Source organism: Rhodovulum tesquicola (assembly GCF_024128855.1).
Classification (GTDB): domain Bacteria; phylum Pseudomonadota; class Alphaproteobacteria; order Rhodobacterales; family Rhodobacteraceae; genus Rhodovulum; species Rhodovulum tesquicola.
This window is the reverse complement of record NZ_JAMYDV010000012.1, coordinates 23,518-48,051: the sequence shown is the minus strand read 5'-3', so window position 1 is coordinate 48,051 and position 24,534 is coordinate 23,518. Positions and strand designations below refer to the sequence as shown.

At 65.9% G+C, this 24,534-nt stretch carries 23 protein-coding genes and 1 CRISPR repeat array; of the genes, 8 read left to right on the top strand and 15 right to left on the bottom strand.

What is annotated here, in order from left to right; all coding sequences use genetic code 11:
* Positions 1–122: 122 nt before the first annotated feature.
* From tnpA to NHN26_RS11675, 5 genes are all read left to right on the top strand, one after another.
* Entirely contained in the window at positions 123–551 is a 429-nt protein-coding gene (gene tnpA / locus NHN26_RS11695; RefSeq protein ID WP_207893976.1) for an IS66-like element accessory protein TnpA, read from the top strand.
* On the top strand, positions 548–895 hold the full coding sequence (tnpB, locus tag NHN26_RS11690; protein ID WP_132694173.1) for an IS66 family insertion sequence element accessory protein TnpB: 348 nt from the start codon (positions 548–550) through the stop codon (positions 893–895). The genes tnpA and tnpB overlap by 4 nt, the downstream gene beginning before the upstream one ends.
* A 62-nt stretch (positions 896–957) precedes the next feature.
* Positions 958–2,586 (top strand): IS66 family transposase, encoded by a 1,629-nt coding sequence (gene tnpC, locus NHN26_RS11685; protein WP_132694174.1) that lies wholly within the window; start codon positions 958–960, stop codon positions 2,584–2,586.
* On the top strand, positions 2,586–2,882 hold the full coding sequence (locus NHN26_RS11680; protein WP_132694175.1) for a hypothetical protein: 297 nt from the start codon (positions 2,586–2,588) through the stop codon (positions 2,880–2,882). Before tnpC ends, NHN26_RS11680 begins: the two co-directional genes overlap by 1 nt.
* A gap of 229 nt (positions 2,883–3,111) precedes the next feature.
* The gene (locus NHN26_RS11675) at positions 3,112–4,374 is read left to right on the top strand and encodes an aminotransferase-like domain-containing protein (RefSeq protein ID WP_253089619.1); all 1,263 of its coding nucleotides are present in this window, start codon (positions 3,112–3,114) and stop codon (positions 4,372–4,374) included.
* 97 nt (positions 4,375–4,471) lie between these two features.
* Here NHN26_RS11675 and NHN26_RS11670 read toward each other — a convergent pair whose 3' ends face one another.
* Both NHN26_RS11670 and NHN26_RS11665 read right to left on the bottom strand, forming a co-directional pair.
* On the bottom strand, positions 4,472–5,290 hold the full coding sequence (locus NHN26_RS11670) for a COG3904 family protein (RefSeq protein WP_132694177.1): 819 nt from the start codon (positions 5,288–5,290) through the stop codon (positions 4,472–4,474).
* Positions 5,280–6,587: a hypothetical protein gene (locus NHN26_RS11665; RefSeq protein WP_132694178.1), complete on the bottom strand. Its 1,308-nt coding sequence runs from the start codon at positions 6,585–6,587 to the stop codon at positions 5,280–5,282. The genes NHN26_RS11670 and NHN26_RS11665 overlap by 11 nt, the downstream gene beginning before the upstream one ends.
* A gap of 399 nt (positions 6,588–6,986) precedes the next feature.
* On the opposite strand from NHN26_RS11665, the gene NHN26_RS11660 reads away from it, so the two are divergent.
* Together NHN26_RS11660 and NHN26_RS11655 are read left to right on the top strand one after the other, a co-directional pair.
* Positions 6,987–7,169, top strand: a complete 183-nt coding sequence (locus NHN26_RS11660; RefSeq protein ID WP_243641991.1) for an AbrB/MazE/SpoVT family DNA-binding domain-containing protein — start codon at positions 6,987–6,989, stop codon at positions 7,167–7,169.
* Entirely contained in the window at positions 7,166–7,552 is a 387-nt protein-coding gene (locus NHN26_RS11655; RefSeq protein WP_132694180.1) for a type II toxin-antitoxin system death-on-curing family toxin, read from the top strand. The genes NHN26_RS11660 and NHN26_RS11655 overlap by 4 nt, the downstream gene beginning before the upstream one ends.
* A gap of 445 nt (positions 7,553–7,997) precedes the next feature.
* Here NHN26_RS11655 and NHN26_RS11650 read toward each other — a convergent pair whose 3' ends face one another.
* Both NHN26_RS11650 and NHN26_RS11645 read right to left on the bottom strand, forming a co-directional pair.
* Positions 7,998–8,702: an RES family NAD+ phosphorylase gene (locus tag NHN26_RS11650; RefSeq protein WP_165899175.1), complete on the bottom strand. Its 705-nt coding sequence runs from the start codon at positions 8,700–8,702 to the stop codon at positions 7,998–8,000.
* 2 nt (positions 8,703–8,704) lie between these two features.
* On the bottom strand, positions 8,705–9,115 hold the full coding sequence (locus tag NHN26_RS11645; protein ID WP_243641992.1) for an MbcA/ParS/Xre antitoxin family protein: 411 nt from the start codon (positions 9,113–9,115) through the stop codon (positions 8,705–8,707).
* Between the two features lie 176 nt (positions 9,116–9,291).
* Positions 9,292–10,051: a CRISPR direct-repeat array (repeat unit 36 nt; unit sequence GGTGTAGTCGCCCTTCATATGGGCGTGGTCTTCGAC).
* Between the two features lie 296 nt (positions 10,052–10,347).
* Here NHN26_RS11645 and cas13a point away from each other — a divergent pair.
* Positions 10,348–14,178, top strand: coding sequence for a type VI-A CRISPR-associated RNA-guided ribonuclease Cas13a (gene cas13a / locus NHN26_RS11640; RefSeq protein WP_132694182.1), 3,831 nt, complete (start codon positions 10,348–10,350; stop codon positions 14,176–14,178).
* Positions 14,179–14,473: 295 nt separating this feature from the next.
* Here the strand turns inward: cas13a and NHN26_RS11635 are convergent, their stop codons facing one another.
* The 11 genes from NHN26_RS11635 to NHN26_RS11585 form a co-directional block, all read right to left on the bottom strand.
* The gene (locus tag NHN26_RS11635) at positions 14,474–15,499 is read right to left on the bottom strand and encodes a TrbL/VirB6 family protein (protein WP_132694183.1); all 1,026 of its coding nucleotides are present in this window, start codon (positions 15,497–15,499) and stop codon (positions 14,474–14,476) included.
* Entirely contained in the window at positions 15,499–15,918 is a 420-nt protein-coding gene (locus NHN26_RS11630; protein ID WP_132694184.1) for a hypothetical protein, read from the bottom strand. Before NHN26_RS11630 ends, NHN26_RS11635 begins: the two co-directional genes overlap by 1 nt.
* 17 nt (positions 15,919–15,935) lie before the next feature.
* Entirely contained in the window at positions 15,936–16,970 is a 1,035-nt protein-coding gene (locus NHN26_RS11625; protein ID WP_132694185.1) for an ATPase, T2SS/T4P/T4SS family, read from the bottom strand.
* A gap of 1 nt (position 16,971) precedes the next feature.
* Entirely contained in the window at positions 16,972–18,294 is a 1,323-nt protein-coding gene (locus NHN26_RS11620) for a TraB/TrbI/VirB10 family type IV secretion system protein (protein ID WP_132694186.1), read from the bottom strand.
* On the bottom strand, positions 18,291–19,007 hold the full coding sequence (locus NHN26_RS11615) for a TrbG/VirB9 family P-type conjugative transfer protein (protein WP_435594202.1): 717 nt from the start codon (positions 19,005–19,007) through the stop codon (positions 18,291–18,293). The genes NHN26_RS11620 and NHN26_RS11615 overlap by 4 nt, the downstream gene beginning before the upstream one ends.
* Positions 19,004–19,651: a VirB8 family type IV secretion system protein gene (locus NHN26_RS11610; RefSeq protein WP_253089618.1), complete on the bottom strand. Its 648-nt coding sequence runs from the start codon at positions 19,649–19,651 to the stop codon at positions 19,004–19,006. Before NHN26_RS11610 ends, NHN26_RS11615 begins: the two co-directional genes overlap by 4 nt.
* A 14-nt stretch (positions 19,652–19,665) precedes the next feature.
* A complete protein-coding gene (locus NHN26_RS11605; protein WP_253089617.1) occupies positions 19,666–20,463 on the bottom strand; it encodes a type IV secretion system protein in 798 nt (265 codons plus the stop codon).
* The gene (locus NHN26_RS11600) at positions 20,460–21,533 is read right to left on the bottom strand and encodes a lytic transglycosylase domain-containing protein (protein WP_207893981.1); all 1,074 of its coding nucleotides are present in this window, start codon (positions 21,531–21,533) and stop codon (positions 20,460–20,462) included. The genes NHN26_RS11605 and NHN26_RS11600 overlap by 4 nt, the downstream gene beginning before the upstream one ends.
* Before the next feature lie 124 nt (positions 21,534–21,657).
* The gene (locus NHN26_RS11595) at positions 21,658–21,870 is read right to left on the bottom strand and encodes a hypothetical protein (protein ID WP_132694189.1); all 213 of its coding nucleotides are present in this window, start codon (positions 21,868–21,870) and stop codon (positions 21,658–21,660) included.
* On the bottom strand, positions 21,867–24,263 hold the full coding sequence (locus tag NHN26_RS11590; RefSeq protein ID WP_253089616.1) for a VirB4 family type IV secretion/conjugal transfer ATPase: 2,397 nt from the start codon (positions 24,261–24,263) through the stop codon (positions 21,867–21,869). Before NHN26_RS11590 ends, NHN26_RS11595 begins: the two co-directional genes overlap by 4 nt.
* Positions 24,253–24,531 carry a VirB3 family type IV secretion system protein gene (locus NHN26_RS11585; RefSeq protein ID WP_132694191.1) on the bottom strand — a complete coding sequence of 93 codons (279 nt, stop codon included), beginning with the start codon at positions 24,529–24,531 and terminating at the stop codon, positions 24,253–24,255. Before NHN26_RS11585 ends, NHN26_RS11590 begins: the two co-directional genes overlap by 11 nt.
* Positions 24,532–24,534 lie beyond the last annotated feature (3 nt).

The window sequence follows — 24,534 nt, the reverse complement described above, 5'->3', positions numbered from 1 at the left end:
CTCAGAGCGAGGCCCTCAGACAGGGACAGCCGCGGTCACGAAAGCTCTGGTCCGATCAAGAGTCGAGTGTAACGGCCCGGTTGGCGCTGCCTGCCAGAGCTTGGCCTGATCGATTAAGGCACGTGCATAACGACGTCGTTAACAACGTATCTTATGTGGGGCTGGTGATGCGGGGCGATATTCTTGGGCTGGAGCGGCGGCGACGGTTGAGCGACGATGAGAAGCTCGAGATCGTTTTATCGGTAGGCATGGGCGACGCGACGGTGACGCAGGTTGCGCAGCGGCACGATGTGTCGCGGCATCAGATCTATGCCTGGCGGCATGAGTTGAAGAAGCAGGGTCTGCTTTCGGCATGTCCGGAGGCGCTGTTCCTGCCGGTGGAGTTGGAAAGGCCCCTGGAACGGGCGGTTCCGACGACGGTCACCACATCAGAAGCACCGCGGCCTCCGCAGATCGAGCTGAAGCTGGGGAATGGCCGCTGCCTACGCTTCGCCCCGTCCCTGGACGCGGCCATGCTGACGCAAGTTACCCGGGCGGTGGAAGCGGCATGATCGGACCGGGAACCGGCGTCCGCGTCTATCTGGCTTGTGGTGTGACGGACATGAGGAAAGGCATCGAGGGGTTGGCCGCGCTCGCGCAGGATCATCTGCGCCAGAAGCCCACCGGTGGCGCCGTCTTCGCGTTCCGTGGTCGCCGCGGCGACAGGTTGAAGCTTTTGCACTGGGATGGGCAAGGCTTCTGCCTTTACTACAAGGTTCTGGAGAAGGGGCGCTTCCCTTGGCCTGCGCGCGGTGACGGGGCGGCGCGTCTGACCTCGGCGCAGCTCGCCATGCTCTGGGAAGAGATTGACTGGCGCAGGCCGGACTGGGGTGCGCCGCCCGCTCGCGTAGGCTAAGGAATGGCGATGGAGCGCCTTGTTTCTATGGCGTTTCTTGCGGATTTGCGGTATCCGGGCGCATGTCGAATGTGGCCCAAGCTCTTCCTGATGACCCGGCGCTTCTGAAGGCGCTGATCGCCGCCTTGCAGGCTGAGAACGCGAATATCTCGGCCACGTTGCGCGCGCATGACCAGTTGATCCAGACCCTGCGGCTGCGCATCGCCAAGCTGAAGAAGCAGGTGTTCGGCCAGTCCTCGGAAAAGATCGAACGTGAGATCGAGCAGCTGGAACTGGCGCTGGAGGATCTGCTGATCGCCTCGGCCGAGTGCGAGACTGCGGTCGTGGATGACGGTCAGGGCGATGATGCCCTGGAAACGACTGTCGCCGGCGAGGTCGCCGATCGCCCATCCCGCCGTCGTCTCCGGGTTTCGGACAGCACGCCGCGCGAGCGGCAGGAACCCGACCCCGGCAGCTGCTGCCCCGATTGCGGCGGCGATCTGCGCGTGGTGGGCGAGGACGTCAGCGATATGCTGGATCTGATCGCGGCGCAGCTGAAGGTCGTCCAGATCACCCGGCCCAAGAAATCCTGCCGCCGCTGCGAGCGCATGGTGCAGGCGCCCGCCCCCAGTCGGCCGATCCCGGGCAGCATGGCCGGGGCGGGCCTTCTGGCCCAAATCCTCGTCGCCAAATTCGACGATCACCTTCCTCTCTATCGCCAGCACGAGATCTTCGCCCGCATGGGGGCGGACATCCCCGACAGCACCTTGGTCGACTGGTGCGGCCGCGCCATGAAGGTGCTGCAGCCGCTGATCGAGAGGATCGAGGCCGATGTCATGGCCAGCGATCTGCTTCATGCCGATGACACGCCGATCCGGGTGCTGGACCGGTCTCAGCGTGACAAGGGGCTGGGCAAGGGCGTGAAGAAGGGCCGGATCTGGACCTATGTCCGCGATCAGCGCCCCTGGGCAGGCGCGTCGCCACCCGGGGCGGTCTATGCCTTCGCGCCGGACTGGCGGGAAGAACACGTCCATCGCCATCTGGCCCAGACCCGCGGCATTCTCCAAGCCGACGGCTACAAGGGCTATGCGAAGCTTTATGGTCCTGACCCAGACGGGAGGCCCCGCCTTCGTGAGGCTGCCTGCTGGGCTCACCTGCGACGTGACTTCCATGATGAATGGGACAAGACGAAATCCGCGATCGCCCGCGAGGCGCTCGACCGCATCGGCGCGCTCTATGACATCGAGCGGGAGCTCACCGGGCGTTCCGCAGACATCCGCCTTGCCGCGCGCCAGAAGCACAGCGCCCCGAAGGTTGCGGCTTTCTTCGCATGGGCCGACCAGCAGCTCGCGCTGATCCCCGGCAAGGGCGATCTGGCCAATGCCTTCCGCTATGGCCTCAGCCGAGGAGGCGCCTTCAGCCTGTTCCTCGAAGACGGCCGGGTGGCCATCGATAACAATCCCGCCGAGCGCGCCCTGCGCCCGATCGGCATCGGACGCCGCAACTGGCTCTTCGCCGGGGCCGACACCGGCGCCGAAACGCTGGCCCGCGCGATGACCGTCATCGAGACCGCCAAGATGAACGGCCTCGATCCGCAGGCCTACCTCGCCGACATCCTGACCCGCATCCATGATCACAAGATCAATCGGCTCGACGAGTTGTTGCCCTGGAACTGGTCGCCGCTGACCAATGCGTTGCCCGAGGCCGCCTGATGGCAACCGTCAGCCATGTCTGCACCCTCGACTACGTCGCCAGGATGCTGGGCGAAGACCCCGAGCTTCTCGAAGCCATCGTCTACAACGACGACAATCTGACCTACGGCGCAATCATCAGCGTCTATACCGGCGCGGAAGAGACCATCACCGCCCTGACCGATGATGGCATTGACGACCTGAAAGACATGCTCAGGGACGCCCGCATCACCACCGAAACCTGGCATGCGTTCCTCGACGACTTTGTCGACGACGAAGACCTCGTCGCCCGCATCAAGGCCCAGTCACCGCAGTAACAACCGGCTGGTTACGGTGTAGGTGTCAATCGCCTTGTTGCCTGCCACTCGGATCAGAGCATCAGCGGCAAGGCGGCTTGGCTTCTCGTTGATGGAATCGAGGCGGAGATACTCGTCTAGGCAGGATGCAAGGTCCCAAGTGTGGGGCTTCACGCGCTCTAGGAGCTTGTTCACATCGACAGGCCGCACAGAGGGTGAGGACCATATGCCGTCAAGGGCGGATGAATCGGTGCTACACTTCCTGGTCGGCGGAGCCGAGGACGTGGTGGGCGTGGCGGAGGGGAGTACCGTCATGACCATAGAAACCTTGCCCGCTCTTTGCCCGGCCCGCGCGCCTTGGAACAAGGGTCGCATCATGGGCCAAAAGCTTCCGCTGCAGCCAAAGCATGTCTGGTCCACGCCCCCAGCGCCGGGCAAGCTGGGTGGCGGCACGGCCGACGACAAGACACTGCGCGATCTGCGCGGCCTCTTCCGCGAGGCGCTGATGCGCCCCCCGCCGGAGTTCCTACACTACGGCGATCCCTTCGGTGACGTGTCCTTGCGCCGTGAAATCGTGGATTACCTGCGAGCCACGCGCGGCATCCGGGCCGGAGTCGATCAGGTGATGATCACGTCGGGCACGCAATCGGCCCTGTCGCTGATCGGTCGGGCGCTTATGCAGCCCAAAAGTCGGATCTGGGTCGAAGACCCATGCTATCCGCAGGCGCTGAACCTGTTTCGAAGCCTTGGGCTGACAATCATCCCGGTGCCGGTGGACCAAGATGGCCTTGACCCCGCCGCAGGTATGCTCGCCGCGCCCGAGGCCGAGGCGGTCTATCTGACACCGTCCCACCAGTTCCCGCTTGGCGCGACGCTCTCGATGCCGCGCCGTCTGGCGCTGCTGGACTGGGCACAGGGAGCTGGCGCGTGGATCATCGAGGATGATTACGACAGCGAATACCGCTTCACCGGCCCACCTCTTGCTGCACTTCACGGTATCGACCGGGCGGGCCGCGTCATCTATCTCGGCACCTTCTCCAAGGCGCTGGCACCCGGGTTGCGGCTGGGCTACGCGGTGCTACCGGTCGAGGTTGTCGAAACAGTCCGCAGGCTGCGCGACCTGACTGACCGTTATCCCAACCCGCTGATCGAGACGGTGCTGGCCAGGTTCATGTCCGAGGGGCAATACGCCGCGCACCTGCGTCGCGCACGCAAGCGCTGCCGGATGGCGCGGGACGCGCTGGTCGAGGGGCTATCCGCGGCACCGCTGGATGTGATGATCCCCGATCAGGGGCTGCATCTGATTGCCTATGCCCGCGGCGACGAAGCGGATGCCGAACTGCAGCGCCTAGGGCAGGCGGGCGGTCTTAGCAGCCGCCGCTTGTCGCAGATGTTCCTCAAGGCCCCTGCACAACAGGGGCTTGTCATCGGCTACTCTGGCTTCGAGACCGCCGAAATCCGGGCTGCCGCTTATGGAGCGACGCGGGCCATCACTTCGGGAGGAAGAGAATAATTCGCGCAGGCTTCTGCATGCATCAGGTCACTCGTTCATGATACGGTCAAGCGGTGGAACCCTGAAAGACTGCTCTCCGCCCCTCGCGCCGTGACCGCTAGGGCAAGGTCGTTGTGGCCATGCGGCTGTCGATCAGTTCCGCCTCGACCAGAACGTAGATGTCCTCGGGCGCGGTCGAAAGTCCGAAGCGCATGACACCAGGGTCAATCCCCATCTCAATCAGATATTCCATCGTTCTGCCCTGACTGCGCTGGATATCCTCCACGGCCAGAAAGGCAGGCATGTAGCCCGGCGTCTCATAGTAATGCTGATGCAGCCCCACGGACCCCCGCAGCGACACGGCCCGCTCCACGCCCGCGGCAAGGATATAGGGGCAAGCCGACAGGCAGATTGTGCCCGGCAGGATCGTGGTGGACAGCTCGCGCGCGCGAAGCCTGCGCCCGATGTCAAGCGCTTCGTCGACATTCCCGCCGGGGCTGTGCAGGGCGACTTGGCCGGGCACCTCGGCAAGACTGGCAAGAAAGGCGTCGAAGCGGTCCGCATCGCCCGGCTCGATGGGGCCCGCCGCGACGATCAGGGGGCCCTGCGCCTCCTCCGTCTGGAGGCTGAAGTTTAGTCGCGGCGGAAGATTCTCAGGAAGGGTGATTGTGGGCGCCTCGGACGGGCCGGTAAAAGTCGGAAGCGCACGGTTGGGATCGTGCCGCCGCACCTGATCGCCCGGCAAGACCGGGGATGTCAGCGGATTGGTCGTGCCGCCGCCAAGGCCAGTGGGCAAGCGGTCGCCAAGATCCACGAGCAGCACCAAGGCCGCCACCGCAACCTGCGCGATGAGGGCGTAGCGCAGGCCCCGCCGGATCGTGAAGGGACTGCGGGCCGGTTCGGCCTTGCCGGTCCGGGCCGCGGTTTCAGTCGGCATCGGGCGCCCGATCCACTGGCGCGGCGCGCTCGGAACGCAGGCGGCGCAGCATTTCGGATTCCGCGTCGCCCATCGAGGCTTCGACATCCCGCATCGCGTTGATCGCGGCCTTCAGATCGGCCAGCGTCAGCGTCTCCTCGATGCTGAGCCCGTCCCGCCCGCTCCGGATCGCGGCCTGAGTGACGGCCAGCACGAAGACCAGAACCCCCGGCAAGAGGTCGATGGCGATCGCGCCCGCCCATGAGGGAACGAAGCTTCCGGCATAGCGTATCACGGCATCGGCGCTGGAAATCGGGTTGTAGGCCGTTTCCTGTGGCGGCTCGATGGCCAGCACCTCGCTTGCCGCCTCCCCCAGACTGGCGCTGAGCCGTTCCACCGAGGCGAAAACCGCCGCCATGGTCTCGGATTGCGTGCTTCTGAGCGCTGCGGTGCCGCCGTCTAGCTCGGGCAGGATGATGCTGGCGGGCAGATCCGCTGCCGCCCGCGCCACGAGAGGCGCCACAGAATACTGGTTGAGGCTGGCGATCACGCCCGCCAGTCGGACACTTTCCTCGGAAAAGGCGACCGAGCGTTGTTCGACCGGGCCGGGGGCGACAGTCAGGGCCCGCATCTGGCCGAGCAGGCGGTTGCCCTCCTCGAAGGCGGCCTCGATGCGGGCGTCCTGCGCCGCGATGATCTCCTCGAGCGAGCGCAAACGGTCGGTGGTCTGCGCCAGAAGCCGCGCGACCGCCCCGTCGCCCGCCACGCCCGTGGTGCCTCCCTCGCGTGCTTCGCGATCGGCAAGTTCCTCAAAGGTCAGGCGCGTGCGCTCCACCTCGCGACCCAGCGCCTGTCCCCGCAGGGCGATATCATGCGCCTGTTCCAGCGCGGCCTGATATTCCTGAACGGTTTTGGCGAGATGCTGTTCCACCGCCGCCGACCCGGCCAGCGCCGCCGCGTTCAGCCAGCTCGACATCGCGATGATCGCGAGCGAGCCGACGATCGTGGAGAGCGTCAGGCCGATGAAACCGCTGGCCGTCCTCATCGATGGCAAGAGGCGCAGGATGTAGCTCCAGAACACGAAGATGCCGACCGAGACGGCGATGGAATAGGCGACGGCGGCAAAGAAGCTCATCGCGCCCGTATCCTCGAGCAACGAGGACACGCCGAGATAGGTGTAGATGCCCGATGCGATGGCCAGGATGCCGAGTGCTGCCGGCGTTATCGTGTCGAGCCAAGCCAGATGCCCCTCCAACTCGCGGGCTGTGCGCAACCCTTTGCTTTCGGCTGCAGTCAGGCGCCGTTCATTGGATGTCATCAAATCTGATCCTCAGGATTGGGTAGGGCTGAGCCGTCACAACGGACTGAGATCGTATTGCGTCTTTCGGTCCGCGCAAGCCAAGTCTGCAGCGCGAGTCTGTCGTGCGACCGATCCTTGATGCTTGATCGAGCCGCGGATGTCTGAAGGTGTCGAAAGCGCCGTTCGGCCCGGAGCCGACCTTCGTCGACCGGATGGACGCCGCGGCGCGGCGTCAACGAACCAGTCCTTCGCCGCGCAAGCGAGATCAGAACCTGACGGAGGCCCGCCGGGCCCAGCCCCTGACGACAAGCGTCGAGGGCTTGTGCACCACGGACCAAAGATGTATATACTTTCATATATCCAAGGAGTCGCGCCATGATCGAAACCAGGATCCGGAGAGTTGGCAATTCTGCCGTCATGACCCTGACCACCGAAATGCTCACCATCCTCGACGCGAAGGAGGGTGACACGCTCTTCGTCATGCGCGGAGACGACGGCAGCCTGAAGATCACGCCGCACGATCCCGCGGTCGCCGCCGCGCTGGCCGCCGCGGAGATCGTGATGGACGAAAACCGCGACCTGCTTCAGGCACTTGCGTGAGCGAGCCGGTCTGGGTTCCGCTCGCCGCGGTCCTTGCGATCCATGACAGACAGATAGCCCGGCATGGCGGCGCGTCCGGCATGCGCGACCGGGCGCTCCTGGAGATGGGCTGCGCTCGCGCGATGAACCTCGCGGCCTACACCGACTCCGGGCTTGCGGAGATGGCCGCGGCTTATGCCTTCGGCATCTGCAGGGCTCATGCCTTCGTGGATGGCAACAAGCGCACGGCCTTCGTGACGGCGCTCACATTCCTGCGACTGAACGGCTACTCTTTCCGCCCCGACACGATCAAGGGCGTCAGGATGATGGAGACCCTGGCGGCGGGAGAGATCAGCGAGGCGGACTTCGCCAGGTGGCTGGCGACTGGCATGAGCGAGATCTGACTCACCGAAGTTTTCTTCGAGGGCCGAGGACACCAACAAGCACGTCGCGATTGGCGCTCCAGTCGGCTCTTCAACATTCTTCGCAAGGGGCTGGCCCACGGAGGGGGGGCTCTGGTGCCATTCAACCTCAGCCCTGATCGGCCGCAGGCAGCCCATTCTTGACGTTCGCCTCGTCCGGGCCCAGCATGACAGCAACGGTCAAGGAGGGCGGAAAGTGTGAATTCGCTGCAATAGCTCGGTTGCTGGCCGACGTCCTCATACCGGACTTCCAGAAGTCGGAAACTGGCTCGGCCCTATTCGGCTGGGCTCGGAGCGAAAGGATCGGTTTGTTCCAGATGGCCCCCGTTTCTGCACTCTTTACGGCCGCAGTCGTGTCCTTTCGGTATCGTCCCGAACGGACTGGCATGCGATGGACTGGTTCCGACAGCGTTTTCACAAGCTTTCCTCAACGTAGCGACAGGTCGAAGATCGCCCGGTCCCCGCTGATGCGGCGGACGTAGTCCACCTTTTCGCCGTCCCAGTGATAGCGGTAGTGGTCGGCCTGCCGGGGCAGGCTCACCACATCGGGCCAGAAGACCCCGATACACTGACCGCCCGGATTCCGGACGCTCGGATAGACGACTCCGTCCGCGCCCGCCGCCCGCCGCGACTTCGCCAATTCCTGTGGCGCCGCATAGCGCGCCGGATCGGGGTCAAGGTAGGCGGCGCCGTCGGGCCCGCGCAGGTCGACCAGGTCTGCGTCGATCGCCCCGACCAGTTCGCGCACCTCGGAGATCCAGCCGGGATCCTCGCCCGTGCTCGCGTAGAACCGCGCCATGTGGAAGGTGTGCTCGCGCAGCGCCGTCTCCAGCGTGTCGCCGGCATAGTAGACCCCGAAACTGCCGTCGCTGAACCGCGACCGCCGGTCGGGCGAGACGTGGACGAACGCCGCCATCACCCAGGATGCTCCCTCGCCCGAGACACGGCGTTCGACCGGCACCAGGGACGGGTCGCCATAGGTGGCGGCCAGCCGGGGGTTGGTGCGCTGGACGGCGGCGGTGATCAACTCCCAGTCGCGCGGGTCGGCGATGTCGTCGTAAAGGTCGATGGGCGGGAAGTGCGACATCACCAGGCGATGGGTCCGGCCCCAGGCGACCCGCGCTGTGGGCAGGCTCACCACCCGCCGCGCACGCTGTCGAGATAGCGGCGCACGCGCTGAAGGTCGTCCATGCCGCCACCCCGCACCATCACGTCGAGCGCAGAGGCCCCGCCGAAGGAAGCGTTGGGTTTCGCGATCCAGGCATGGGCGCGCGCCGGGTCCTGAAACAGGATGCGCAGGGCCTTGTGGATGCCCAGAAGGTTTGACATCCGGTCGGCAAGGTCGCGGGCGACGCGGCCGTAATCGCCCGCACGCCAGCGACGATAGGTCTTGACCGAGATGCCGCCCAGAAGCCGCGCGGCGTCCTCGTCGCGCACGCCCCAGCGGTCCATCAGCGCAAGGATCGCCCGCTGCATGGCGGCGATCTCGTCCGGGCTGTAGCCGTCTTGCGGCGCGGTATCGGGTGTTTCGACGGGTCGGAGCATGGGCATTCCCTTCTGACCACAATCTAACGATTTGCGGCCAAAAGTCCATAACCCCTCCGCGCGCATCGTTCAGATGTCATTCAAGCCTGGTGCGCGGGCAGCATAGACCATCGTCCTTCATATGGGCGTGGTCTTCGACCGGCCATGGCCTGCCAGTGGGGCAACGCCTGCACCGGGGTGTAGTCGCCCTTCATATGGGCGTGGTCTTCGACAATCCCGGTGACGAGCCTGTTCACGACGCGGGTGTAGTCGCCCTTCATATGGGCGTGGTCTTCGACAGCGGCAAACGACGGCGCGGCGTTCGCTCGGGTGTAGTCGCCCTTCATATGGGCGTGGTCTTCGACCAACTCCCGCACTGCTTGACGTGTTCTATCGGTGTAGTCGCCCTTCATATGGGCGTGGTCTTCGACATCGGGCGGCTGGCAGGCGTGGCGTGAGTGGTGTAGTCGCCCTTCATATGGGCGTGGTCTTCGACCGCTGAGGGAAGCGGCAACTCGTTTCAGGAGGTGTAGTCGCCCTTCATATGGGCGTGGTCTTCGACCGCTCGCCACAACGACCGTGACTGTGCTGGGGTGTAGTCGCCCTTCATATGGGCGTGGTCTTCGACAAACTGGCCCCCTTCGTCATGCCGCTTGCGGTGTAGTCGCCCTTCATATGGGCGTGGTCTTCGACACGTTACGAGGTGAGAAGCGGTTCTGGTGAGGTGTAGTCGCCCTTCATATGGGCGTGGTCTTCGACGCATTTAACGTCATAGGAGGGGAAACAACCGGTGTAGTCGCCCTTCATATGGGCGTGGTCTTCGACGACTGTGCATCCATCCGAATGGAGGAACTGGGTGTAGTCGCCCTTCATATGGGCGTGGTCTTCGACGACGGCATCCGCAACTTCGCGCTGGGCGTTGGTGTAGTCGCCCTTCATATGGGCGTGGTCTTCGACTGACTCTTCGCAAAGCATTGGTGCAAGTCGGAAAAAACAGGCTTTTCTCCAAGAGAAAACGGCGCACGCGCATCGAACCAGCCCGCTTTCTAATCCGTTTTTGCCGAGAACGTCGAATTCTCCCTTTCCTCCAGACGTTTCATCATCTTCCAAGGGCGACTGGCCGATTTCCAGTGCTGCTTCGAGGCTACGCCAGCCGTTCCGTTTCGGCAAGCCTGACTTGATACGAGACCCGAAACCCGATTTCCTTTCCCTGCCGATTTCGGCCGGGTGGTGATTGAAGGGGGTGGTGGGATATGCGGATCGTTCGTCCCTACGGGGAAAGCCGGACAGATCTGGGCGGAGAGCGCGGACAGACCCGGGTTCTGGTCGACAATACCGCGGCCCGGGCGCGCCACGAGATACCGGACTTCGCGCAGAGCCATGACGCCCTGGTGATCGCGCAGTGGATCTCGGTGCTCGACCGGATCGCGACCAAGCCGCAGGGCACCCAGGGCGCAACCAGGGCGCAGCACGCCTTCCGCGACCGTCTGGGCCGGGCGGCCTGGGCGCAGATGTGTGCCGCGGACCGGATCAGCGCCGCGGCCCAGGCCGACCCCTATGTCGCCGCGCTCTGGCGGTTCAAGACGCATCCCTATGGCGATGCCAAGTATCGGCCCCGCAAGGGCAAGGATGGAAAGCCGCTGGGCGAGCCGAAACCGCAGGGCCGCTGGTATGGCCGATTTGCCGCCAATGCCGAGCCAGAACAGGCAGACGTGGCCGCCATCGCCGCGCTGATGGATCACCATCTGCATGTGGCCGAATTGCGGATCGACCCCAAGCGGCCCGAGAAGCGAAAGGGCCTGATCGAGGCGCGCGCCAAGAGCATCGAGGGCAACGTGCTGGTGGCCGAGCCGCGGAAGCGCCCAGTCGGCAGCTGGTCGAGGGAGGCCATCACCCGCTATTTCATGCGGCAGGACGTGGCCGCAGAGATCTTCGCCGCAGCCCGGGATCGGGAGCAGGGCCTGAACGACGTGCCGAGAGGCCCGGTGCGCCTCGCCCTCGCCGCGAAGATCCTGCACGGGCACTGGACGCGCCTGTTCCACGCCCCCGGCACGCGCACGGCCTATTCCATCCGCGAGGCCGAGGAGAAGGAGCCGGAGCTCTTCGCGCTGCATATGGCCGTGAAGGATGCCTATGCGAAGCTCCTGAAACGCCGGACACAACCGAAGACCCTGAAAAAGGGCGTGAAGCCGCCGCAGCAGGCGCCAGTGACGACGGTTCTGCCGAAGAACGCGGGCGAGTTGCTGCGGCTGGTGCAGCACCGCAGCCGGAACCGTGATCTGTCTGCGCTGATCCGGCGCGGCAAGCTGATCCACTATACGGCGTTCGACATTGCAGCCGCGGCAGCGGAGGCGGAAAGCAAGACACCGGACGTGCCGGACGCTGATCGCCTGGCTTATGTGCTGACACATTGGCCCGACGACCTGTCCGCCAGCCGTTATCTCACCAGCGACGGCCAGTCGGCGATCAAGCGATCAGAGGCGTTCGTCCGGGTGTGGCGCCACACCATTGCCATGGCATCGCTGACCCTGCGGGATTGGGCCTCAATGAATAATGACCTCGGGGATGTTTTGGGCAGCGCGAACAAGGTGGATCAAGCAATCGGAAGGGCGAATTTCGATCCCGCCTGGCACGACAAAAAGGTCCGACTGCTGTTCGGAGCGCGCGCCGCCCTCTTCCCATCGGACGATGACGGCCGGAAAGCCCTGCTCGCCTCGGTGATCCGCGCGGGGCTCGCATTGCGGAACAGCAGCTTCCACTTCACCGGCCGCGGCGGATTCCTGGCAGCGCTGAAGAAACTGGGGTCGGAAGAGGTGATGGTCCCGTCCATTCTGGCCGCGGCGCATGCGCTCTGGCGCGAGGACGCGACAGCCCGCGCCGGGCGGCTTCGTGCAGCCCTGACCGGGGCCCATGCCGCACACTACTTCGAAGAGGACCAGAACGCCTCGATTCTGACGCTGCTCGACGAGGCACCGCCAAAGGAGTCCTTGCCGATCCCACGCTTCCGCCGGGTGCTGGGCCGTGCCGAGAACACATGGAAGGGCAAGGAGGCTCTGGTCCTTCCACCCACGGCAAACCGCAGACAGTTGGAAGACCCGGCGCGGCGGTGCCGCTATACAATCCTGAAGGCGCTTTACGAACGGCCGTTCCGGTCTTGGCTGATCGCCCGCGCGCCTGAAGAGGTCAACGCTTGGATCGACCGGGCGATCGAAAGAACCACGCGCGCCGCGAAAGACATGAACGCGAAAAGGGGAGAGGACGATAAGAGGTCGGTCATCGCGGCCAAGGCCGAAAGCCTTCCGAGGCTCTCCGGGGAACGAGGGATCGGGGACTTCTTTTTCGATCTCTCCTCCGCAACCGCCAGCGAGATGCGGGTCCAGCGCGGCTACGGCCATGACGGCGAGGCCGCGAAGGAACAGGCCGGCTATATCGATGACCTGCTGTGCGACGTGGTCGCCCTCGCCTTCGATGCCTGGCTGAGAAACCCACAGGCCAACGGGCGGCCGCTGACCTTCATATGCGACCTCAAGCCGGAAACGCCCTTGCCTGCCGCACCCAAATGCACATTGCAGGAGATCGGGAGCGCGGCGGAACCGGTGAGGCCGGAGGACTGGCAGGCCGCGCTCTACCTGTTGCTGCATCTCGTGCCCGTGGGCGAGGCCGGCCGGCTGCTGCACCAGCTGGCGAAATGGACCGTCACCTCGCGGCTCGCCGACGACCTATTGAACGCCAATGTCACCGATGATCCATCAAAAGCTGAAAGGACCGCCGACGAAGAAGATCTGAAGCGTCTGGTCCACACGCTCATCCAGCATCTCGACATGCACGATGCGAAGTTCGAGGGCGGCGATGCGCTGACCGGCTGCGAACCCTTCGCCGCACTTTTCGCCAGTCGGCCCGGATTCGCGCGCATCTTCCCGGCCGAGGCCGACGAGCGTCTCGACCGCCGGGTTCCAAAGCGCGGCCTTCGCGAGATCATGCGGTTCGGCCATCACGGCCTGGTTGCGTCCTTCGCCGAGGATACCAGGATCACGGACAAGGAAGTGGGTGACTACCTGCGTCTGGAGATCGAAGAGCGACCGGACAACGTTGCAGCGCTGCAAGCCAGGAAAGAAGAAGCGCACGAGCGCTGGGTGAAGGCGAAGGAGAAGCGGAAAACGGTCGACCCAAAACACCTGGAGGACTACGTGACCGCGCTCTGTGGCATCGCCCGTCACCGGCGTCTCGCCTCACGCGTCACCCTCACTGACCAGGTGCAAGTCCACCGGCTGCTGATGACCGTCCTCGGCCGACTGGTCGATTTTTCCGGCATGTTCGAGCGCGATCTCTATTTCGCGATGCTGGGCCTGCTGGATGAGAAAGGCGCGCGACCCGACGAAGTCTTCAGCGGGCCCATCGACGAGCCGAAAAGTCGGCTCGCACTCCTCGCCAACGGCCGAGTTCTTGCCGCGCTTCGCGAGCAGATCCCGCATTCCAAAGACCTTGCCGAAGAGCTGCGCAAGGATCTGGAGCGGCTGTTTGGAATGGACTGTTCTGGTATCAGGCTGCTGGAAGCCGACGAGAGGGGCGACACCTGCCTGCGCGACATCCGCAACGACCTGTCCCATTTCAACCTCCTGCATGACGACAGCTTCGCCCTGGATCTAACCACGTTGGTCAATCGAACCCGCGGGCTGATGTCCTACGATCGCAAGCTGAAGAACGCCGTCTCGAAATCGATCAAGGAGTTGCTCGCACGTGAGGGCCTGACGCTATCTTGGGACATGACCGACCGGCACGACCTCGAGAACGCCCGGATCGGCGCCAAGCCTGCTGTGCACCTCGGCGGTCGAAAACTCGCGTTTCGCGGCGGAGACCGTCGCCCGGAGCCGGTCCGGGAGAACCTGCACAGCCCAACCCACCTGGAAGCTGTCGCACGGTTGTTCGGCGGGAAAGTCGTCGAAGAGGACGATGTAACAAACTTGGATCTTTCGTCCATCGACTGGGCGGCCGAACCCCACAACAGCAAGGAGACTCACCGACACAGGCCGGCAGGACCTCGCAAATCCCCACCAAAGCGCCGCGCCTATCATGCTCCGCGATGAAGAGCATCAACGGTGAGTGCGGACCAAGGCGTCGCCGCGCCGCCCACGAATGGCGGCAATCGCTGCCGCACCGCAGCGGTTATAGGATCCGCAGGATGTCCGCTCCGGGCCGGACCTCGCCCTTCAACCTGCGCGGCGGCACCCCCAGTTTGCGCCGGTTGGCCTGCACCTCATGTGATCGACCACATTCGTCGAACTCTGCGGGTGTGTTGCTTCAGCGGCGTTAGGCAGCTTCCGCGCATGGTCCATTGGCTCCCTGGGCGGCGGACTTTTAAGTCTGCCTGCGAGAGTGCCGTCATCGCCCCAACCGCTTCGCCCGTTCGGCCATCCGGACCACCTGCGCGCTGGCCGTCGCTGCAGCGGTCCGCACCGCCGCCGGCGCCTGCAATGCCCCGCGCCCGATCGCCTCGCCCGTCGTCAAGGCTCCGATCCGGGCTCGGTTCTGAACACCCGATGTGTTCAACAGGCCACCCATCACACCTGCCGACCCGTTGGCGATGGCCGGTGCCGCCACGACCATCAGGTTCCCTGAAATCCCCCGCACGATCAGGGGCGTTGCAGCGACGAAGCCCTTGGCCAGGAACACCACTACGAAGAACGGGACCAGCGAGCCGATGTTGGTCGCGGAGTTGGGGTCGCCGAGTTGCGCGAGAAGCGAATTCGCCATGCCGATGACGGTCGAGAACATGGCGGCGATGACGATGGGGTAGAAGGCGTAGCTGATCGTCGTCGAGACCCACCTGTGGAAGAAATCCCTGGTCGCATCGAAGAGCGACAGCGCGATCATGATTGGGGCGAGGCCCAGCATCAGGGTCAGCATCATCTTGGCGAAGATGAGGACGATGCCGGTCATGAAGCCGAGCAGGCTCAGGAGGATCAGACCAATGCCGCCGAGGATCGCGCCGGTCATCCAGTTCAGGTTGCTGCCAATGGCGTTCAGGTACTGGCTGAACTTCTCGATCAGGATGTCGAATTCGCCCGCGAAGTGTGTTGCCCCTGCTCCGCCCGCTCCCACAGAGGAGATCAGCGCGCCTGCGACATAGTCGAGGCCACCAATGATGGCATTCGCGACGGCGTTGAAATTGGTCCAGTTAAAGGCGAAGAGCCCTATCAGGGTCAGCTTGACGAGGTACCAGAAGAAGCTGGCCCCATCCATGCTGCGGAACTGGAAGGCCATGTTGATGCAGACGCCGATCAACGAGAGCGTGACCATCAGCAGGATGATCGTGCCGGTATTGCTTGCCACGGCCCCGAACTGGGACTCCGCAGCATCGACGAGAAAGCCGTCGGCGGTTGCGACCATCCAGCCGACCACCCCCATTACCAAATCCCCTGAGCTTCACAGATTTCGCGAACTTTCGGCTCAAGTTGTTTGCGCAGATCAATCCACTCGCGGCGCATTGCTGAGTGTTCAGCTTGGGTGAGACTGGCATAGTCGTCGCGGTATTCGCCTTCGACGCTATCCCAAGCGGGGAACCGGACGGCGCACCCACAGTCGCCGGTGCCTGCGATCACCTCCCAAGCCCGGATTTCGTATAGCTCCATCAGCGCAATGACCCTGTAAGTCTCGCGCGGATGGACCTCGTCCATCCAGGACGGCCGTGCAGGCCGGTCGTTGCAGATCCGGTACTGCTGCGGCGACAGGGTGACGGTGAGATCGCTCGTCACCTGAGGCGGGGTCTGGGCTGCGAGGGGTGCGGCCATCATGACGACGGCTGCGGCGAAGGCGATCTTGCGCATGGGGCTCTCCTTTCGGTTCATTCCGCCGCGACCTCGGGGCGTTTGGCCTCCCCGGATCCGGCAGTGGTCTGGTCTGGCTCTCCTGCCTGCCCCGGCAGGAAGAACTCGGTGATGCCGCGCGCGCCGTCATGGCGACCGGCCTGGATGATCACGTCGATGGAGCCCTCGATGTAGTCGACCACGTCGGCATAGGTCATCGGCACTTGCGCTTTCAGGGCGGCGATGGCGAGGCGGCGGACGGCGAGTTGCGGGGTCTCGGCATGCAGCGTGGTCAGCGAGCCGCCATGGCCGGTGTTGATCGCCTCGAGGAAGGTCATCGCCTCGCGCCCGCGGACCTCGCCCAGCACGATCCGGTCGGGGCGCATGCGCAGCGTCGAGGCCAGCAGCATGTCGGCGCTGCGGATTTCCGAGTCCCGGTCGGCGATCAGCGTCACGGCGTTCGGCTGCTCAGGGCGCAGCTCGGCCGCCTCTTCGATGGTGATGATCCGTTCCTCGGGTGGGATCAGCGAGAGGATCTTGCGGGCTGCGACCGTCTTGCCGGTCGAAGTTCCACCAGAGACGATCATGTTGAGCTTGTTCTCGACGCAAAACCGCAAGGCGGCATCAATGTCTCCCGAGGCCACCACGTCGCGCAGTGCGGCGTTCCGTTCCCGGCGCAGGCCTTCGAGGCTGCGTTCGCTGCCGTAAAGGAAGCCGAGCCGGATCGCCTCCAGCGGCAACGAGGAGAAGAACCGCAACGAGATCGAGAACCCGCCCTCGACAGCCGGGGGCTGGATCACCTGTGCCCGGATCGGGCGGTCGCGATAGAGGATGGAGACCGAGACGATGGGCTTCCGGGCGCCGAGCGTGGTCGAGGCGGCCGAGGCGATCTGGTTGCCGAGGTCCCTGATCTCGGTCTGGCTGAGCGGGGTGCCGAGCCCCCGCATGAAATGGTCGCCCTGGAACTCGCCCCAAGCCCGTCCGTCGGGATTGATGCAGATCTCGATCGTGTCGTCCCGCCGGACCGCGGCGCCCAGCCGGTCGAGCGAGGCCTCGAGATAGCTTGCCGCCATGTCAGAGTATCTCCAGGTCGCGATCGACCATGACGGTGATCCGGCTGCCCTGATCGACATGAATCACCGGACGGATCGCGAGATAGTCCCGCAGGGTACCCTGGGCGGCATCGCGCAGATCGCCCGAGACCTCGCGCGCGGCCCCGGCAATCGCGCCATCCTCGATCTTACCCGCGGCCAGGGTCGGCACCGCGCCGATCAGCGAGATCAGCGCGGCCGAGCCGAACCGCTGGGAAAAGCGCGTGTCGACAAAACCGGTGGTGCCGGTCCGGCCGAGCGCGTCGCCGCCAAAGGCGCTGATCTCGACCGTCTGGTTGTCGGGCAGGATGATGCGATCCCAGGCCACCATGACCCGCGCCTGCGCCAGCGCGACATCCGAGCGGTAGCGCCCGATCAGGCGCGCGCCGCGCGGGATCAGGACGCGGCTGCCATCGAAGGAGTGGACGTCCTCCGAGACGATGGCCCGGATTGCGCCGGGCAGCGTGCTGTCGAGCGCGGTTTCGGTCACCGCCTGGATCATCGTGCCCTGCACGACGGTATGCGACGGGTTCACGATCACCTCGGCCCGCGTGGTCGGGGCCGGCCTTGCGCCTGTGCGCACGAAGGCCTCGTCGGCACTCAGGCGCGCCTGCTCCTGCGCATCGGCGCGCCCGCCGGCGGCCCCGGACCAGGCAATCAGCGGCGAGGCCACGCGCGCCGCCCGGGCCTCGGCTTCGGCCAGGCGGCGCCGCTCGAGTTCCGCTAGGCGCAGTTCCTCCTCGGTCGGTCCCATGCGAACGGGCTCCGGCGGATTGAGGCGCGCGAGTTCGAGATCCATCCGCATCTGGTCAAGCTGGCGGTCGCGCTCGGTCAATTGCCGTTCCAGCGAGCGCTGCGCCTCGTGCGAGGCCGCCTGCAGGGCCGCGATCTGGGCGGTCAGTTCGGCAATTGCCGATTCGGCCCGGCTATCGGGCACCTCCGCCGGGCGCGCGCGCAGTTCCTCGAGTTCCGCCCTGAGCGTGGCAAGGCTCTCCATCAGGGCCAGTTCGGCGGCCGAGGGCCCGGCGTCTTCCGGCGCGGACAACGGTTCGGGCTCCGGCAACCGCAGGGGTGCGATATCGCCGAAGCCTGTGCCGAGCGTCTGGAACTCGTCCGGGGCGGCCGTTGCCAGAAGCCCCTCGGGCTTGGGCTGCAGCGCAAGCCAGAGCACGCCGCCGAGGGCCGCAATCCCGGCCACGCCGAGAAAGGCCGTGATCGGGGAGGCCCGCCGACGGTCCATGCGCTTGCCATTTGTCCCCTCCAGGGCCGCGAGCCGCGCGGCGAGGTCTTCGGTTGCCTCCTTCATGACGCGGCTTGCCCGATGTCCTGGACGCACACCACGTCCTCGCCGAGGCGCAGCACCCATTGTCGGTTCACGCCCGACACGCGGATGACCCCGTCGCCTTGTGCAGTGCTGTTCACCGCGCGCTCGGCCCCGTTCGTGTAGCGGAAGATCGCGGGCACCGGCGTGTTCCGCGCGAAGCGAAAATAGGTGAAGGTGCCGTCATCCCAGATCGCCGTAGGCGTGAACTCCAGGCGGCTGCTCACGGCATAGGTCGCGTTCGGCGCTCGCGCCGCGACCGCGCGCGCGGGCTGGACCCTGGCCTCGGGATAGCGGAACTGCACGACGTAATGCGGGGTCTCGCGCGCCTCGATCACGTGGAAGTAATAGGAGCGGCGGTTCGTATAGACCGTGATGTTGGTCGCCACGCCGGCGGCCATCGGCTTGATTGCGAAGGCGCGCCCACCGGGGACGCCATCGAACTGGAAGCCCACGGTGTCGCCCGCGATGATCGAGCGGATGGTCTCGCCCTCGCCGAACTCGACCGATGTCACGCGGGTGAGGGTGGTGACGATGCGGTAGACCTGCCCGTCGGTCCAGCTTGCGATGCGCACGCGATTGTCATGCGGGCCGGGGCGTGGGGTCATTTCGGCGAGGGCCGGGGGCGCGAGAAGCGCCAGCGCGCCGGCAAGGGTGGCGGCAGGAACAAGGGCAGGCTTTCCGGGGGTGCGGGTCATTCGGAACGGTCCGATCGGATGGCATATTGGGTAACGGTGAAGCCGAAGGGGTTCTGCCAGACATCGTCGATCGAGCGGGTCCGTTCGGGACGAAAGGCAAACATGAGCGTGGCGGTGAACATCCCCGCCTGCGCCCCCTGGGGACCGGAGAGCCGCTTCCTCAGCCTTACCTGGGCGCGGTTCTCGCCGATCAGCGTGATCGAGGCGATCTCGACGGCCATCTCGGAGGATGGTCCATAGCGCGTTGGCGGATAGCTCTCCTGCCCCGAGGTCCACATCGCGCGCATGCTGGCCTCGGCTGCCCCGGTCGATTGGGCCAGGACCCGGCGCACGCGCAGGTCGTTATCGAGCTGGTTGTAGCTCTCGCGGTCGAGGATATAGCGGTATATCTGCGCCTCGATGATCGCGGGCCGCTCGGCGAGCGAGACCGCGGCGACGCTGGCATTCGGCAGCGCCATGCCGGTTTCCGGGTCATAGGGCACGACCACGGGCGGCGGCGATTCGATCATCAGCGCGACCGCGGCCGCAGCCAGACAGCCGATCACGCCGAATCCCGCGCCGCTGATCCCGATCACCTGCCAGAGCCGTTCGCGGCGCAGCGCGCCATGGACGAGTTCTTCCTCGACGTGTTCGCGTGCGCTCATCGCCGACGCTCCGCTCATGGCCGCAGGCTCGGCAGGGTGAAATCCATGTAGCGCCGCTCCTCGGCGATGGTGGCGGCATCCACGACCCCGGCATTGCCCGCGCCGACGGTCTGGATTGCCTCGAGCTCCCACATCCGCGTCATGGCGATGGCCAGTTCGGCGGTGACCCGGGTGTTGTGGTCCATCGCGGCCTTCAGATCCTCCATCTCGGGAATCTTCGCGACCAGCCGCTCGACCCGTTCGAGCGACTGGGCGGCCTCGGCATGGCTGTTCTGGGCCGCGGCCGACATGACCGCGCCGGTGGTGGCGCGCGTGGCCACGCCCTCGGCCCCGGGTTTGCCGCTGGTCGCGATCTCGCGCAGCGAGTTCTCGTCAAAGCCGGCGCGCGCCAGCGCCTGTTCCATCTGGGTGCGCATGGGGCCTGCCGTGACGCCGAGAAGGTTGCTCCAGTCGCCCGCCTGGATGCCTCGGATGAGGCCTGGCAGATCGCGGAACTTGGCCTCGAGGAGCCCGTCGAGACCGTCGCCCATGACCATGCCGAGGATGCTGCGCGGTCCGGTGAGCGAGGCATGCATCTGTTGCAGCTGATCGAGTTGGTTCTGGACCACGTCGAGCTGTTCGAGGGCATTGTCCAGAAGATCGGTCTGGATCCCGAAATCCTGCAGCATCTGCTGAAGCTGGCGGATTTCCTGGGCGATGTTCTGGGTGTCGACCGTGGGCACGCCCTGCGCGGTGACAGGGCCCGCGAGGGCGGTGCTCACCGCGAGGGCCACGGCGCCGGTGGCGAGGGAACGGGTCAGGCGCGGGATCATCGCAACGTCTCCAGGGTGAAATTCATGAACTGCCGCTCGGCGACCTGGACCGCGGCCATGGCGAGCTGTTCCTCGCTGAGCGGCTGGGTATGGACGGCCTTGATGCGGGTGCGGATCGCGACCAGCCGGGCGAGCTCGGCCCGGGCATAGGTGTTGAGCGCGATAGCCTCGTTCAGGTCCCTGGTCTCGCCGATGCGGGCAATGATGTCCTGGACGCGCAGCGCGGCCGCCTGGACCGAGACCAGCGAATAATCGCCATAGACGCCCGCGCCATGGGCCGAGAGGCTGAAGCTCGCGTTGGCCAGCAGGACCGGGTCGACGGTGCCGAGGGCATCGATCCCGCCCACGGCCGCAAGGTAGCGGTTGTATTGCTGGGGGGTCACCACGACATAGGCTTGGGTCTCCGCGAAGGGGGGGACGCCGCCATATTGCTGCACCCGGCCCGGGCCCGCGTTATAGGCCGCGAGCGCGTGGATGATGTTGCCATCGAACATGCCCAGCATCTGCGCGAGGTAGCGTGCGCCGCCCGTGACCTGCAGCCAGGGGTCGTCGTAATAGGCGGGGTAGATCCCGAGATCGCCCGCGGTGTCGGGCATGATCTGGGTCAGGCCGAAGGCGCCCGCGGGCGAGCGGGCGCCGATCTGGAATCGGCTTTCCTGCCAGATCAGGGCCTGCAACAGGCAGCGCCATTGCACGAGCGTGAGCCCGGCGCGGCCCACGCCGGGCAGGCCGTGGGTATGGCGCGCGGCGCGGATGATCAGCTCCTCCACCCCTTCCCGTGCATCGCCGAAAATTCGCGCGGAGGCCGGGTTGGGATCCTCGGGCGCATAGAGGCTGGCGGCGGCGGTGCTGATACCTGCCGCTTCCCCCTGCCCGGACTCGAGCCCGGCCACGCTGCCCGCGACGTCACCGGCGCGCAGCGTCATGGCATCCATGATCGCGTTCAGCGCCGCGAGCTGCTGGCGCTCGATCTCGGCCAGTTCCTGCACACGGGCGAGGCGGTCCTGCTGAAGTGCGAGATCCTGTTCGCGCTGCTCGACGATCGCCTGCCGCCCCGCGAAGAGGCGCATGTCGAAGGTCGGCACCCCCTGGGCGGAGGCCGGGGCGCCGCACCATCCCCCGAACGAGCTGGCGAGTGCGCTCGCAAGGAGCGCGGACCGCGCCGCGCCATGGAAGCAGGTGGCGGTCATCGGATCAGCCGCCCGTCCCCGGCATCACGAAGTCGCAGGCCGACGCGCGCCGCGTGACCTCGCCGCCCGTGCCGGCGATCGAGGGCTTGGACGCCACGCCTGCCGGCGCCTCGCGGAAGGTGAAGCAGTTCGCTTTGGCAGGGTGATGCTGGGCGCAGGCCGAGAGGCTCGAGATCAGGCCGATCAGCGCAAGGCTGCGGGCAATGGGACGGGTCATGTCACTCTCCAGAAATCGGGGCGGTCGCGATAATCGGCGCCGACAAGGGCCTCGCCCTTCTCCATGCCGCCAAGGATGGTCACGAGGGGGCCGAGGGCGCCGAGATCGGCATCGATCACCACGGCGCCGCGATCGTCGCGCACGAGCGCCAGCCGCGAGGCGGAGCCGACGCCCAGAAGCACATCGAGTTCCTTGTCGCCGAGGCCGAGCATCGCGTAATCGGCGGCCGAGGCGCGGATGTTGGGCAGCAGCACCTGGGTCGGCACGGCTTCCACGATGGTCTTGCCGGTGCGGGTGCGCTCGAGCTGACTGGCATATTGCGTCATCATCACGACGACGGCGTTCTGCTTGCGGGCGGTCACCAGCCAGTTGCTGAGCCGCTCCGCGAAATACGCGTTGTCGAGCGCCTTCCAGGCCTCGTCGATCACGATGGTCGTGGGCCTGCGATCCTCGATCACCCGCTCGATGCGCCGGAAGAGGTAGGAAAGCACCGCCATGCGTTCCCGTTCGCTTTCGGAATCTAGGATGCCGGTCAGGTCGAACCCGGCAATGTCGCCGTCGAGGCTGCCCCCGAGCTTGAACGTGTCCTCGGCATTGGCGCCGAAGATCCAGCCGTAGCGGCCGCCTGCGGTCCATTCCTGCATGCGTTCGAACAGATCGCCCCCGTCATCGGTCGAGACCAGGAGCGAGGCGAAGTCCGACCAGTTCCGGAGGCCCGCGTTCCCCGCGCTTGCGTTCTGGCGCACGACCTCCTGCAACCGGTTGGTCTGCACCGGCGTGAGCGGCCGGTCGCGGCGCTCGAGCAGGCTTGCGAGCCAGTCCGCAAGCCAGGCCTGGCCACGTGCGTCGATCTCGGTCTGCAGGGGATTGAGCCCCGTGGGCCGACCGGCCCGCACGGTCGAATAGCTGCCGCCGAGCGCGCGGACGGCCATTTCCATGCCCGCGCGATAGTCGAAGACGAAGGTCCGCGTGCCCGCACGCCTTGCCATGGTCATCAGAAAACCCGCCAGAACGGATTTGCCCGAGCCGGGGCGGCCGAGGATCAGGGTATGCCCGCCCGTGGGCTCGCGGTCGGGTGCGCCCTGTTCATGGAAGTTGAAGCGAAAGCCGCTGCGGTCCGGGGTCGGAAAGAGCGCGATCGGCACGCCCCACGGGACTTCCCGTCCGGTCTTGCCGAGCGGCGTGCGGTGGAAGGTGGCGAGATCGGCGAAATTGTGGTTCGTGATCGCGGCCTTGCGGCTGCGCGCGCCCGTGTTCCCGGGATGCTGCGCCATGAAATGCGCCCGCGCCCCGAAGGCTTCCGAGATCAGGTTGATGCCGGAGGTGGCCGAGATGTTGCGGATCTCGGCCGCGATGTCGTCGAGAGCGGCCTGGGTGCGCGCGTAGACGGCAACCGTCATGTGGTGCTCGCCGAAGATCAGGCGTTTTGATTCCAGGTCGTCCTGGGCCAGTTCCAGTTCCTGCGCGAGGCTGACCGCCCCGTCATCGGCCGCCTGCATCAGGCGCAGCTGCCGCTTGATCCGGCCCGCCATGATGTTGGCGTTGATCGGCACGAAGGAGTGGGTGACCACCATATCGACGGGCAGGTTCAGCTCGTCGAGCATCAGGCTGTCGGTCCTGGCGGGGTAGGTCTTGACCGCGAAGATCGTGCCGAACTTGTCGCCCACGGCGCCATCGGAAAGCGCGATCGTCGTGCCGCGGAAGGTGACGCGGGTATTGGCCACATCCTCGGCGATCACGCCCAAGCGTGACCTAGGGAAGAGCGGGTGCTCCTCGCCGGTGTTCAGCGCGCCCAGAAAGCCCAGGAGCTCGCCGGTGCTGGCCGCGAGAAGGCGCGGGTTCAACGCGTCGAAGGAGGAGAGCAGAAAGCCCACGACCTCGTCGAGCTGGCGCAGGCGCCGGGTGGTGTCTGCCGCAAGCCGCGCCCGCGGGGCCGCGAGGCCGAAGGGCAGACGGCTGACGCTGTCGGGACGCTTCAGGACCGAAAGCGTGAGCGTCTTGTCCCGCAGACCCGACCGGCCGAGATGGGCCTGCCAGCGCTGATCGACGGCAGCGGCAAAGCCGTCGCCCGGGATCGGCGGCAGGGTGACATCGACGGCTTTCGAGACCTTGTGCAGGTAGAAGGAGAACGGGGTTCCAACCTGCGCGAGGATGCCTGCAAGCAGCCCGCCGATCCGGTCGAGATGGGCGTCCTCGCTCGTCGTGCTGTTCACCCCCTCGAGCCGGATGCATTGCATCAGCTCGTTGCCGCGCGTCCGGATCGTGCAGTCGGTGACGAGACTGACATAAGGCAGCATGGCCGAGAGCCGCTTCTCGCCCTTGACCCAGGCGGGCAGCGCGGTCAGCGGATCGAAGGCGTCTGCGTCCGGATAGGCCACTCCATCACGGGGCATAGCTGTCACCCCCGTGGATCCTTCGGTTCGACGTCGGCGGCGTTTCCTGCAAGGTGATCACCAGCACATCGAGGAAGTTCGGGTCCCAATCCGCCGCCTTCCACAGCGCAGGCCAGGCCAGCCCCGCGACCACGGCCACCACCCAGCTCTGCACCCAGAGGAACAGAAGCGCGGAGCCGAAGAGCCAGACCATGGCATACATGATCGGAAGGCCCATCAGCTTGGGTGGCCTCAGAAGGCCGATGAACACGCGGGACTGCTCAGCCATGGC